Origin of the sequence: Helicovermis profundi (assembly GCF_033097505.1) — a bacterium.
In the GTDB taxonomy this organism is placed as follows: domain Bacteria; phylum Bacillota; class Clostridia; order Peptostreptococcales; family Acidaminobacteraceae; genus Helicovermis; species Helicovermis profundi.
In genome coordinates, this window is the sequence record NZ_AP028654.1 from 1,437,486 (window position 1) to 1,451,206 (window position 13,721).

The 13,721-nt window shown below is 28.4% G+C and carries 10 protein-coding genes; 4 read left to right on the plus strand and 6 right to left on the minus strand.

Annotated elements, in window-relative coordinates:
• Positions 1-36 precede the first annotated feature (36 nt).
• A complete protein-coding gene (locus AACH12_RS06330; RefSeq protein WP_338537217.1) occupies positions 37-2,007 on the minus strand; it encodes a transporter substrate-binding domain-containing protein in 1,971 nt (656 codons plus the stop codon).
• Between the two features lie 147 nt (positions 2,008-2,154).
• Between AACH12_RS06330 and AACH12_RS06335 the strand changes: the two genes are divergently transcribed.
• The 3 genes from AACH12_RS06335 (at position 2,155) to AACH12_RS06345 (ending at position 5,006) form a co-directional block, all read left to right on the plus strand.
• Positions 2,155-2,637: a DUF4342 domain-containing protein gene (locus AACH12_RS06335; RefSeq protein ID WP_338537218.1), complete on the plus strand. Its 483-nt coding sequence runs from the start codon at positions 2,155-2,157 to the stop codon at positions 2,635-2,637.
• Positions 2,638-2,767: 130 nt separating this feature from the next.
• On the plus strand, positions 2,768-3,463 hold the full coding sequence (locus AACH12_RS06340) for a response regulator transcription factor (RefSeq protein ID WP_422388908.1): 696 nt from the start codon (positions 2,768-2,770) through the stop codon (positions 3,461-3,463).
• Between the two features lie 34 nt (positions 3,464-3,497).
• Positions 3,498-5,006 (plus strand): sensor histidine kinase, encoded by a 1,509-nt coding sequence (locus tag AACH12_RS06345; protein WP_338537219.1) that lies wholly within the window; start codon positions 3,498-3,500, stop codon positions 5,004-5,006.
• Positions 5,007-5,037: 31 nt separating this feature from the next.
• Here AACH12_RS06345 and AACH12_RS06350 read toward each other — a convergent pair whose 3' ends face one another.
• The 4 genes from AACH12_RS06350 to AACH12_RS06365 form a co-directional block, all read right to left on the minus strand.
• Entirely contained in the window at positions 5,038-5,745 is a 708-nt protein-coding gene (locus AACH12_RS06350) for a cyclic nucleotide-binding domain-containing protein (RefSeq protein ID WP_338537220.1), read from the minus strand.
• Between the two features lie 122 nt (positions 5,746-5,867).
• Positions 5,868-7,220: a citrate/2-methylcitrate synthase gene (locus tag AACH12_RS06355; protein WP_338537221.1), complete on the minus strand. Its 1,353-nt coding sequence runs from the start codon at positions 7,218-7,220 to the stop codon at positions 5,868-5,870.
• Between the two features lie 12 nt (positions 7,221-7,232).
• The gene (locus AACH12_RS06360; protein WP_338537222.1) at positions 7,233-8,252 is read right to left on the minus strand and encodes an isocitrate/isopropylmalate dehydrogenase family protein; all 1,020 of its coding nucleotides are present in this window, start codon (positions 8,250-8,252) and stop codon (positions 7,233-7,235) included.
• A complete protein-coding gene (locus AACH12_RS06365) occupies positions 8,239-10,176 on the minus strand; it encodes an aconitate hydratase (protein ID WP_338537223.1) in 1,938 nt (645 codons plus the stop codon). Before AACH12_RS06365 ends, AACH12_RS06360 begins: the two co-directional genes overlap by 14 nt.
• 536 nt (positions 10,177-10,712) lie before the next feature.
• Here AACH12_RS06365 and guaD point away from each other — a divergent pair.
• On the plus strand, positions 10,713-11,969 hold the full coding sequence (gene guaD / locus AACH12_RS06370) for a guanine deaminase (protein ID WP_338537224.1): 1,257 nt from the start codon (positions 10,713-10,715) through the stop codon (positions 11,967-11,969).
• Between the two features lie 74 nt (positions 11,970-12,043).
• Here the strand turns inward: guaD and AACH12_RS06375 are convergent, their stop codons facing one another.
• Positions 12,044-13,672, minus strand: coding sequence for a carbon starvation CstA family protein (locus tag AACH12_RS06375; RefSeq protein ID WP_338537225.1), 1,629 nt, complete (start codon positions 13,670-13,672; stop codon positions 12,044-12,046).
• Positions 13,673-13,721: the final 49 nt, after the last annotated feature.

Sequence of the window (13,721 nt, forward strand, 5' to 3'; positions counted from 1 at the left end):
CAATTATAGTTTGAGTTGATTTTGTAAATTTTAGCTTTAAATATTTTTAGGAAATACAACTGTAAATTTTACTCCTTTTTCATCAGAAAATAATTCTATTTTTCCTTGTAATGATTTATTTACAATATTGTAAATAATATTTAGTCCAAGTCCCATGCCTCCATTGCCTCGTTTAGTTGTAAAAAAAGGTTCGAATACTTTTTTTTGATTTTCTTTAGATATACCTCTGCCGTTATCGGAATAAACTATTTTAACATAATTTTCTTTTTCTTTAGTAAGCTCTATATGAATATTTCCGCCATCTTTGTTATCGAATCCATGGTTTATTGAATTCATAGTTAAATTAGTAATGATTTGTGTAATAGCTGATGGAAAAGTATTAACCCGTACATTGTCATCATAAAGGTAGTCAATTTTCACATTATGTTTTTTAGTAATTGGTTTTAGATTTAAAACTATGTTATTAATATAATCGGTTAAATTAAATTCTCTTTTTTCCATAATACTATTATCAGCTGATATTTCTTTAAACCTGGTAATTATATTTACAGCAGACTTAAGATTATTTAAAATAATCATTGAGTTTTCTATATTGAGATCAACGAGTTCGCTAAATTTTGTTTTAGTAAGTTTCTTATCTTCATATAATTGCTTTATATTTTTTAGTTCTTTTGTAGAAAAAGTAATTGCAGTTATCGCTATGCCTATTGGGGTATTTATTTCGTGAGAAATGCCAGCAACTACTCTGCTTAATGAAGCTTGTTTTTCTGCTTCTATTAATCGATCTTGAGTTTCTTCTATAAGTAAAAGAGATTCATTTAATTTAGTGTTAGTATTTTCAAGTTCTATTTGTTTGTTTTGTAACTTAAACATAGATAGCTCTAATTCATGGTTTGTCATATTTAGGAGTTTAGTTCTTCTTTCAACTTTAGAATTCAATTTATCATTTAATTCTTCAAGTTCATATTTAGCGTTTTCTAGTAGTTCGTTGGTTTCTAAAATCACTTTGTTTTTTGATGTTAATTCTACTTCTATTTTTTTACGATTTTCCAGTTCCTGAGTAAGTTCTAAAGTTTTTGTTTGTACTTTCTTTTTTAATGTATTATTCCACTGAATGAAAAGAAGAATGATAATTAAGAGTATAAGAGACGCTATAACAATTCCTAAAATAAATTGTCGTGAATATGAAGTTTTATAAACACCAAAAGAAATCCATCTATTTTGTATTTGGTCTTTCTTTTTGTTATTCATTGATTTTATGCCTTTATTAAAAATCGATATAAGTTCTTTATAATCATCGCGAACTCCAATAGACAAATTAAAAGTATAATCAAGTGGATAAGCTATTTTTATATTTGTAATATTATATTTATTGATATAGTAAGATGTTTGGCCAGTATCGAGTACAATTGCATCTGCGTTTCCAGTGCTTAATGTAAGAAGTGCATCTTTTACATTATTAACATAAGAAAAAGATAGGTATGGGTAAGTTTTTAGCATATAATCATTAATAGCATATCCTTTAATAATTAGAATTTTTTTACCTTTAAGTGATTCAATTCCTTTTGAATTATCAAATGTTTTTCTAGTTAATATATTATTGCTATTTTCAATATATGGGTTTGTAAATAAAGTATATTTTGATCTTTCTTCTGTATCAACAGCAGCACCGATAATATCTATTTTCTTATTTTCAAGATTTTTAAGTATTTCATCCCAATTGTTTAGTTTTACAACTTTTATATTTAGATTATATTCATTAGAAATCCACCTTATATAATCAGCTGCAATTCCTTGATAATTACCATTTTCATCAATGTATTCTACAGGAGCAAACATAGGATCAGGAGCAATATATAGTACAGGATGATTTTTAATGAAGTTAATTTCATCGCTTGTTAATACGCTGTCATTAGCATTATAGACGTATATTGATATTAAAGCTAATATAGAAAATAAAATCAATATACTTATTTTTTTACCTATAAAAATTTTTTTAATATTCATACGCACCTCGCTATCATTTATCTATTACCCAATATAATTATAAAAATTCATACTATTTTAATCATATTTTAATGTTATAGTAAATGTATTTTAAATTTTAAGGAGTAGTCTATAAATATAATATAACTTAGAAGTCGAGGAGGAAATATGAATATAACATTAGAAAAAATTGATTTGTTAAAAGAAAGAGCTAATGTAAGTTATACTGAGGCAAAAGATGCTCTTGAACACACTGATGGCGATATTGTTGAAGCTCTTATATATTTAGAAAAAGATGATAAGATTAGGAATAGTAGATTTTCTAAAAAATCGAAAAATGATAATTATTACCACGAAAAAAAGGGAAAAGATTTTATAGAGTCTTTTAAGAAAAACATTAAATCTATTCACGAATGCAACTTTTTTATTAGAAAAAAATCTAGAACGTATTTAAATATCCCACTATCATTTGCTATTTTGTTTGGAATATTTTTAATTCCATATTCTTTAGTATTTCTTGCATTTACATTTGTATTCGGCTTTAAACTTGAAATAAGAAAGGGTGAAAAAAAGTATTCTTTTAGATCGAATGATAATAATAATGAAGATATAAATGAAAGTGAAAAAGTAGATATCAACAAAAAAAATTAAAATGAGTAAAACTTAAGATTATTAGAGTTTCTTTTTTCGGAGGATTTTCCTTTATAAGTAAAGATTCTCTTTTTTTTTAGAATATTAGTTTCAAATAATGTATAATGAAAATAAAACAAAGAGGTGCATTATGGCTAAAAAAATACTAATTGTAGAAGATGAAGTTAAAATAGCAAGGTTTCTTGAACTAGAATTAAATCATGAAGGATATATCGTTGAATTGTCGCATGATGGTAGAGAGGGGTTAAATAAGGGACTTGAAAATAGCTATGATTTAATCCTTTTGGATGTAATGCTTCCAAGTTTAAACGGTATGGAAGTTTGTAGACGAATAAGACAATCATTATCTGTACCAATAATGATGCTTACTGCTAAAGATGATACTATGGATAAAGTAATGGGTCTTGATATTGGCGCTGACGACTATATGACAAAACCTTTTGCAATTGAAGAGCTATTAGCACGCATTAGGAAAATTTTTAGAAATAAGAAAAATGTAGTTAAAGAAACACATTTATTAGAAAGTGGAAAGTTGGTTATAAATCAAGATCAACATTCTGTTATGTATAATAATGAAACTATTGTGTTAACAAAGAAAGAATATGATTTATTAGAATATTTAATTGAAAACACTGGCATTGCACTTAGTAGGGAGCAAATACTTGAAAATGTTTGGGGTTTTGATTACTTTGGTGATACAAACGTAGTAGATGTTTATGTAAGATATCTAAGGACAAAAATTGATATAAAATTTAATGTAAAATTGATTCATACTGTACGAGGCGTAGGATATTTATTTAAAAATGATAGCCTAACAGACGATTAATATATTGTTCTACTATGTTTTTTAAGAGGTGATTATGAAGAAAAATATAAAATTAAATAAAAAAAAAGATATTATTATTCAAAAAATTGATAAAAAAAGCAAATATGATACTAATAAAAAAAATGGAAAAAAAGAAAAAAAAAATCATTCAAATCCATTTATTAAATTATTTGCTGCTCAAAGTAAAATGTTTTCTCTTTTTAGATTTAATATTGGATTTAAATTAACTCTTGAAATAACTGTTCTTTTTATAAGCTTAATGATTATACTTAATCTAGTTCTTTTTTATGTTGGAAGTTCATTTTTTTATTTTCAAGCCAAAGATGACCTTAAAGTATTTACAAAATATGCGGAAGAAACATATACTTTAACTAAGAATGTAAACTCGATTAATACACTTCTTGAAGACAAGAATATTGATTTCTATATTTATGATTCAAAGTATAATCTTATATATTCTAATAATCAAGTAGGAGTAAAATATTCGGAAGAATCTACTAAGTTTAACGTGTTTAAGCTGAATTTTCCGAGTGTAATTAATTACAGAGACGCTTTTTATATTGATGAAAATAACTATTTAGTCTTATCTAAGATTCTTACTATGCCTTACAAAAAAAATATATATGGAATGCTAATTATTAGTTCGATATTAAGTTTTATATTATTAATCGTTGTAATATCTTCTTCAAATAAAATTACTAAAAGTCATTTATATCCTATAAAAGTTATGACTGATAAAGTAAAAAGTATTTCATCAAATAATCTAAGCACAAGATTAGATGTTAGTGGAACAAAAGATGAACTAAAAGACTTGGCAGAAGAATTTAATAAAATGATAAATGAAATTGAATATTCATATGAACAGCAGAAAGTGTTTGTGTCGGATGCATCTCACGAACTTAGAACCCCTATTGCAGTTGTAAAAGGATACGCAAATTTATTAAATAGATGGGGTAAGGATGATGAAAAAATTTTAGATGAGAGTGTTGATGCTATTATTGAAGAAACTGATAACATGCAAACTCTAGTTGAAAATTTGCTTTTCATTGCGAGAAATGATAAAAACGCCTTAAAAATAGAGAAAGATTATTTTAGCTTACAAGGATTAGTATGTGATATTTATAAAGAAACTAAAATGATAGATAATGATCATGTTTTTTCGTGTGTTAATGATTTTGTGGGAGAATATTATGGTTCTCATGATTCATTAAAGCAAGCTATTAGAATATTTATGGATAATAGTATTAAATATACTCAATCAGGAGGATATATTAAAGTTAAACTTAAAGAGTCTGCTAAAGACATATTCTTAACTATAGAAGACAATGGAATCGGTATGGCAAAGGAAGATATTGAAAAAGTTTTTGATAGATTTTATAGAGCTGATAAGTCGAGAGCTAAAATCAAGGAAAATAGTAGTGGAAATGGACTAGGGCTTGCCATAGCAAAGATAATTATTGCTAAACACGATGGATTAATTCATGTTGAAAGCGAACTAAATATTGGAACTAAAATCACAATAATTTTACCTAAAAATAAATGACCTTACAAAGAGTTAAGTAAGGTCATTTGTTCTATTCATATAAATCTGCAGCAAGATTTTCAAGTTCATCCTTGTTAATAATAATTATTGAACTTTTTTCCTTTTTTACTAGACCTTTATCTTGTAGGCCTTTTAAAGTTCTGTTTAAATGCCTATAGCTTGTTCCTAAAAGGTCAGCCATTTCAGTAAGTTTGTTTGTATTAATTCCATCTACAAATTTCTTGTTTGAATCATCTCTACTTGAAGTCGCTAGTATATAGCTCGCTAGTCTGTTTTCTAGAGGATAAAGTAAATTTATAGAACTTGAAAGTGAGAATTCTTTTAACTTAACAACAAGGTGTTTATTAAGAAATTTAAGAAAAGTAATGTCGTTTTCTGTTAATTCTTTTAACTTTTTCATTTCAATTCCAATCATAACACATTCGCTGGTTGCAGTAATATTAGAATTTGCGGTAATATTTTGAATTAGTTCTATTTCTCCTATTATTTCAAGTGGGTTGAAAAATTTCATAAGTAGTGATTTACCATTTTTTAAAAGTTTAAAAACTTTTGATTTACCCTCAACTTGAAAATAAAAGAATTCAACCGGTTCATCAGTAACACTAATAGATTCACCTTTTTTAAATTTATGAATTTCTAAAAAAGATGAAATATCAGTATCAAATAAACTTTTAATTTCATATTTTTTTAAATAAAAACTCATCAATCCTTCATCAATAATTTTTTCTATTTGAATCATCTCCTTGCCAATATATCAATTAGTGAAAATTTTGTATTCTATTTTTATATACGAATACATATATATTATATAAAAAATTAAGTAATTTTTAAAGGGATAACTCTTAAATAAATGTATTTATACTACTTTCTATCTATAATTGCTTTATATTTTCTGTGTTTATTTACAGAAATATAAGCAGGTCTTATTATTTTATCGTCTGATATTAATTGTTCTATTCTATGTGCACACCAACCAGCAATTCTTGCGGTAGCAAATAGTGGCGTATATAATTCTGGTGGAATTTCTAACATACTATAAACAAAACCACTATATAAGTCAACATTGGCAGAAATAATTTTATTTTTTCCTTTTTTATCAAAAATTTCTTTGGTTAATTTTTCAATATTTGAATACAAATTATATTCATCAAGAGAGTCTTTTTCTTTAGCAAGTTTTAAGGCTTCTTTTTTTAATAGTTTAGCTCTAGGGTCGGAGTAAGTATAAACTGCATGCCCCATACCGTATATTAATCCTGTTTTATCAAAAGCAACTTTATTGATTATTTTTTCTAGATAAATTTTAAGATTTGCTTCATCTTTCCATTTTGTACAATTTTCTTTTATATCATTAACCATTTCAGTAACTTTTGAATTTGCTCCACCATGTTTTGGTCCTTTAAGTGAACCAACTGCAGCTGCAATTGCTGAATAAGTATCAGTTCCACTTGAAGATACAACATGAGTTGCGAATGCAGAATTATTACCTCCACCATGTTCAGCATGTACAACCAAAAGTAAATCTAATATTTCAGCTTCAGTTTTTGTATACTTATTATCACTCCTACATAAATGGAGTATATTTTCAGCAGTTGAAAGGGCATTGTCGGGTGAATGTATAATTAAACTTTTTTTATCAAAATAATGTGCTTTTGCTTGATAACCATAACTTATTATTGTTGGAAATTGAGCAATTAATTTAATACTTTGTCTTAAAATATTTTCAAGTGATATTCCATCTGGATTATAATCGTATGAATATAATACTAGAATACTTCTTTGTAATTTATTCATGATATTTTTGCTAGGAATTTTTAAAATCATATTTTCTGTGAATTCATTTGGTAGCTCTCTTGAAGCACCAAGCATTTCATTAAACTGAGTTAATTCATTTTTATTTGGAAGTTCTCCAAATAAAAGTAAAAAAACTGTTTCTTCAAATCCTTTTCTTTTTTCACTTTGAAATGCATTTACGATATCAGAAAGCTCATATCCTCTATAATATAGTTTACCGTTTATGGGTCTTTTAATATTATCAACTAATTCATATCCCTTAACTGAACCTACATGTGTTAATCCAACTTTAACACCAGTACCATTAGAATTTCTTAAACCACGTTTTACATCGTTTTCTTTATAAAATGAAGGGGCAATTTTCGAATTCTTTTCAGCTAATTTTGTTAGTTCCTTAAAATATTTGTTATTTATTATTTCCACGACATACCTCCATTATAAATTTTTTTGCTTTTCAATTTCGTATATCAAGTTGTTTGTAAAATCAGTTGTTGAGGTATTTCCGCCTAAATCTCTAGTTAAGCAAGTTTTTTCTTTTAATATATTATTAAGTGATTTACGTATTAAATTAGCTTCTTTATGTTTATCTAAATAGTCGAGCATCATTGCACCAGACAAGATTAATGCGCTAGGGTTTGCAATATTTTTACCAGCAATATCAGGAGCACTTCCATGTACTGCTTCGAATATTGCAATATCATCGCCAATATTTGCACCAGGAGCAAGTCCAAGACCGCCTATAAATCCAGAACAAAGGTCAGACAATATATCGCCATAAAGGTTCATGGTAACTATAACATCAAATTGAATGGGGTTCATTACGAGTTGCATGCACATGTTATCTATAATTCTATCTTCTAATATTACAGAAGGAAATTCTTTTGAAATTTCCTTAGCTATTTTTAAAAATAATCCATCTGTTTCTTTAAGAATATTTGCTTTATGAACAACAGTAACTTTTTTTCTATTATTTTCTTTCGCAAATTCAAATGCCCTAGAAATTATTTTTTCGCTAGCACAGCGTGTGACAAGTTTTTTAGCGATGAATGTGTTTTCATCAATTTTCTCTTCATCACCTATATATAAACCTTCAGTATTTTCTCTAAAAATAACAATATCAAGTTTCTTATAATTGGTGTTTAGTGAATCTATTGGAAGAATAGGGCGTATATTTGAGAAAAGATTATATTTTTTTCTTAGCATTACATTAATACTTCTAAAACCGCTTGCAACGGGAGTTGTAATAGGTGCTTTTAAAACAATTTTATTTTTTTCAATGCTTTTAAATACATCGTCAGGTACAAGGCAGCCTGTTTTATCAAAAGTATCTTTGCCTGCATTTACTATATCCCAATTTATTTTTAATCCGGTAGCATTTATGACTTTCATAGCAGAATCGGATACTTCAGGTCCTATCCCATCACCTTTAATTAACGTAATATTAATTGTTTTCACCTTCTTTCATATTTTTAAGATAATTTATATAACCACCTTCAAATAATATCTCTTTATCACGCTTAGAACCGTCGAATAATACATCGAATTTGTAATTTTGCGTAAGATTTGTAATAGTGATTTTTGAACTACTATTAAGATCATTAATTATATTTTCTATTTTAATATCATCATTTTCATTTATTTTAAGGTAATCGTCTTTAGAAAGAAAAACTAATGGTAAAATACCTGAGTTAATAAGATTTGCTTTGTGTATTCTTGCAAATGATAAAGCTATAACTGCTTCTATTTTTAAGTAGAGTGGAACTAATGCTGCGTGCTCTCTAGATGAGCCTTGACCATAGTTATCTCCACCGATAATTATTCCACCATTATTTTTTTCGCAGCGCACATTAAAGTCGTCAATAATTGTTTTAAAACAATATTTAGATAATTCGGGAACATTAGATCTAAATGGGAGTAATTTCGCATTTGAAGGCATGATATCATCTGTAGTTATATTGTCACCAGTTTTTAATACAATTTTCTTATCTATACTATTTTGTAATTTTTCTTTCAATGGAAATGGTTTTATATTTGGTCCCATGAATATTTTTTTATATTTTGTTTGATTTGGAAAAATAAAAAAACTATCTGAAACATCAAATTTCTCTGGTAATGAAATATTAGGATCAGTATCTAAATTTTTTGGAGAGGTAAGTATTCCTTTAATTGCTGAAATAGCAGCAGTTTCAGGGCTAACTAAATATACTCCAGCTTTCTTTGTTCCACATCTTCCTTCAAAATTTCTATTAAATGTTCTTAGTGAAATTGCATTAGTTTTTGGTGCTTGTCCCATACCAATACATGGTCCACAGGCCGACTCAAGAATTCGCGCTCCTGAATTAATTAATTCATTTAATGCTCCATTTTTAATTAACATGCTGATTACATTGCTAGAACCAGGAGATATAACAAGACTTACATCAGGATGAACTTTTTTACCTTTTAATATTCTTGCAACCTTCATAAGGTCGGTATAAGAAGAATTAGTGCAACTTCCTATTGCTACTTGATCAACCTTTAGCCCTTCAATAGATTTCACATCATCAATATTATCAGGACTATGTGGTTTAGCTACTTGTGGTGTGATATTACTTAAATTTATATCCAAGGTTTTGTCATATAAAACGTTTTCGTCTTCTACTAACATGGAAAAATCATGTTCTCTTCCTTGTCTTACAAAGTAGTCTTTAGTAATCTCATCAGAAGGGAATATTGAAGTTGTGGCACCGAGTTCTGCACCCATATTAGTAATAGTAGCTCTATCTGTAACAGATAATTCCTTAACACCGCTTCCTGTATATTCAATTACGTAACCTACTCCGCCTTTAACTGTTAATATTTTTAGAATATATAAAATCACATCTTTAGCAGATATCCATTTGTTTAGTTTGCCTGAAAGATTAATATTTAAAACTTTAGGAACTATTAATGTGTAAGTACCTTTTGCCATAGCAACTGCAACGTCAAGTCCACCGGCACCTATCGCTATTGCGCCAACTCCTCCACCGGTAGGTGTATGACTATCAGATCCAAGCAGTATTGTATTTGGTTTTGAGAAACGTTCAAGGTTTAGTTGGTGACATATTCCGTTTCCAGCTTTAGAGTAAATTACTCCATATTTGGCACATATTGTTTTGATGAATTCATGATCATCAGCATTTTCAAAACCAGTTTGAAGTGTATTATGATCGATATATGCAACAGAAAAGTCAGTAGCGATTTTATTAGGTGATAGTGCTTCTAATTGTAAATAGACCATAGTTCCTGTTGAATCCTGAGTAAGGGTTTGATTAACTTTAACAGTTATTTCTTGACCTTGTTTAACAGTACCTTTTACTAGGTTTTTTTCGAGTATCTTATATGTTATTGATTTATTCATTGAAAGACTCCTTTTCTTAATGTATTATTGTATACAATAATACAACGTTCAACTTGATGAGTCAATATATTTTTGCAATTTTTATTTTAAAACTTGCAAAAATATCAAAAAAGAAAAAACACTATCGTTATTTTAAGTATCTCTAAATATCGATAGTGTCTTTCGCCGTTCGTATTATTATTATTAAAGGGGAGTAAATACATAACCTACAGGGGAGTAAGGTCTTAATAATGTATTTAGTTTATATTAAACAAATAAACGCTTCATTTTTTGGGGGAGAAGCTATATTCATTTGATATTTATATAATACCTTTATATTATTAATAGAATATGAATAGCATGTTAAAGAAGTGTAAAATAAATATTAACCAATTGTAAACAACTATTTTTAAATTAACATAAAATATTATAATATCGTTTGTTTGTTTATTATATACAATAGAAAAAAATTTTCTTTTTATTTTTTTTTGTTAATTTCTTATTTTTTTGATAGAATTACCTTGGACGAAATACTATAATTCATAGGAGATGATATAATGTTAAAAGCATATAAAGGAAATATCTTATTCACGAAAACAAAAGATGCATTTACGATTTATGAAAAAGGTTTTGTTATTGTTAGAGATGGATATGTAGAAAGAGTTACTGATAAAATTGACAATATTAATGTCGACGAAATAGTTGACTACGGAGATAGACTTATTATTCCAGGATTTATAGATCTTCATTTCCACGCACCGCAGTTTCCTAATTTGGGACTAGGGCTCGATAAAGAACTTCTTCCTTGGCTTACTGATTATACGTTCCCTGAAGAAGCTAAATTTTCTGATTTAGACTATGCAAAGAAAGTATATTCAGTCGTTGCAAGAACACTTTTAATGAATGGAACTACAAGAGTTGTTTTATTTAGTAGTTTACACAAAGAATCAACTGGATTACTTATGGATTTGATTAATGATGTTGGTATAGGTGCTTATGTTGGGAAAGTTAATATGGATAGAAATAGTCCGGATTATTTAATTGAAAGTACTGAGGATTCACTTATTAAGACAGAGGAAATTATTAAAGAATACAAAGATAAATATGATTTGGTAAAACCTATAATAACTCCAAGATTTGTTCCGACTTGTACATCTGAACTTATGCAAGGGCTAAGTAAATTGGCAAAAAAATATGATTTACCAATTCAAACACATATATCAGAAAATACTGGTGAAGTAGAATGGGTTAAAGAACTTTACCCAAATAGCAAAAGTTATGCTAATGTATATGATGATTTTGATTTACTTACAGAAAAAACAGTTTTAGCACATTGTGTTCATAATACAGATGAAGAAATTACTCTTATGAGTGAGAAAAATGTGTTTGCAGCACATTGTCCAAATGCGAATTACAATTTATCAAGTGGAATAATGCCTGTTAGAAAATTTATGGAAAAAGGTGTTAAGGTTGGGCTTGGTACTGATGTAGGAGCAGGACATAAAGTTTCTATTGCAAATGTTATGAGTCAAGCCATTCAAGCTAGCAAAATTAAATGGCTAGAATTAAATAAAGAGTTTAGTCCTTTAAATACTGCCGAAGCATTTTATTTAGGTACTAAGGGTGGTGGAGAATTCTTCGGAAAAGTAGGAAGTTTTGAAGAAGGATTTGAATTTGATGCACTTATAATAAATGATGAGAGTTTAGGTGAAAAAGATGGAAGAACATTAGAAGAAAGACTACAACGATTTATTTATATTGGTGACGATAGAAATATTGAAAACGTTTATGTAAAAGGTAACAAAATTAAATAATAAAGAATTATTAATAAGAAAAAAGATGCTGGGGAAGAATTAATCAGCATCTTTTTTAATTATTTTATTTTTGTTTACGCGCTTTTATTTGACTCTGAATTAATTTTTTTATTGCCAAATAAAACACTATAAGATTGTGATACAAGAACTAATGCAAGTATAAGTAGTACTACTGCGAATCCAACTAAGAGTAAGTTACCTGCAGCGAGATTTGCTTTTATCAATAAGCCTAGTGCGAAAATAGTTACTGTAAACATAAATATCATAGGTGCCATAACCATTTTATAATCACGGTTTTGATTTTTCAAATATGCAGCAAGAGATAAAAGAGCTAATGCTGCAAGTAATTGATTTGCTGAACCAAATATTGGCCAAACTTTTTTCCAACCTACGAGTGCTAGTGCTCCGCCAAGTACAACTGTAATTGTTGTTGAAATAAATCTATTTGTTACTAATATACTCTGTACTTCTTTTGAATTATCTTCAAAGAATTCTTGGAAAATAAATCTACCAAGTCTAGTAGCTGTATCAAGAGAAGTTAAAGCAAAAGCTGATATTGCAAGTGCAGTAAAAGATACACCAACGCTAAGTGGTAGGCCAAATGCTGTCATAAATGTTCCAAGTCCATTTGAAAATACATTAACAGGACCACCATTTTTAAGTAATTCAGCTAGTTTGTCTCCACCAATATATGCAGCAGTAATAAGTGCTATTACAGCAAGAACACTTTCGATAAGCATTGCTCCGAATCCAATAACTTTAGCATCAGATTCATTTGCAATTTGTTTAGAAGTAGTTCCCGATCCAACTAAAGCATGGAATCCAGAAATTGCTCCACAAGCAACTATTACAAATAGCATTGGGAAGAGGTAACTTCCGCCGACATTAAAACCTGCAAATCCAACTAATTGAATTGTTGGTCTATAAAGAACTAAACCAAGCACAGCACCAATAATCATTGCATAAAGAAGATATGAATTTAGATAATCTCTAGGTTGAAGTAAAATCCATACAGGAGTTACAGAAGCTACGAAAATATATCCAAGTAATATAAAAATCCAAGTTGTTTTAGATAGCATAATTGGAAATAATATTCCTAAATAAACGCATGAGAAAAGTAGTGCAACACCAACTATACTACCAATTAATAGAGGAACACCTTTTCTATAAACTGCAAATCCAAATACTATAGCAAGTATTATAAACATAATTGAAGCAGATGCCGCTGCTGGAACGCTAACGAATGTATTAGCAACTATATTCACGAATGCTGCAACTACAAGTAGTAAAGTAAGCCATGCAAAAATCGAAAATAATTTTTTTCCAGATTGACCAATATTCTTTTCTATTACATGGCCAATTGATTTTCCATCATTTCTCATAGACGAGAATAATGAACCAAAGTCTTGTACACCACCTAAGAATATTCCACCAATTATTATCCATAAAAAAACAGGAATCCAACCAAAAATTGATGCAACGATAGGACCAACGATAGGACCAGCACCTGCAATTGATGCAAAGTGATGACCAAGTAAAACAGGTGCAGGAGCAGGAACGTAGTCAACACCATCTGACATAGTGTGTGCTGGAGTTTTCCTACTTGGGTCAATACCCCATTTTTTAGCAAGCCATGCCCCATAAGTTAGGTATGCAATAAATAAAACTATTATTGCAATGGCTATAAGTGTTAATGAACTCATAAGTAAATCCTCCTTTAATATTTTGCCGATAGTAAAAAAAATCATAATT

Coding starts and splice junctions, on each gene's coding strand:
- AACH12_RS06345 (WP_338537219.1), top strand. CDS start 3,498: ATGAAGAAAAATATAAAATTAAATAAAAAAAAAGATATTATTATTCAA.
- AACH12_RS06375 (WP_338537225.1), bottom strand. CDS start 13,672: ATGAGTTCATTAACACTTATAGCCATTGCAATAATAGTTTTATTTATT.
- AACH12_RS06365 (WP_338537223.1), bottom strand. CDS start 10,176: ATGAATAAATCAATAACATATAAGATACTCGAAAAAAACCTAGTAAAA.
- AACH12_RS06350 (WP_338537220.1), bottom strand. CDS start 5,745: ATGATTCAAATAGAAAAAATTATTGATGAAGGATTGATGAGTTTTTAT.
- AACH12_RS06335 (WP_338537218.1), top strand. CDS start 2,155: ATGAATATAACATTAGAAAAAATTGATTTGTTAAAAGAAAGAGCTAAT.
- AACH12_RS06330 (WP_338537217.1), bottom strand. CDS start 2,007: ATGAATATTAAAAAAATTTTTATAGGTAAAAAAATAAGTATATTGATT.
- AACH12_RS06340 (WP_422388908.1), top strand. CDS start 2,768: ATGGCTAAAAAAATACTAATTGTAGAAGATGAAGTTAAAATAGCAAGG.
- guaD (WP_338537224.1), top strand. CDS start 10,713: ATGTTAAAAGCATATAAAGGAAATATCTTATTCACGAAAACAAAAGAT.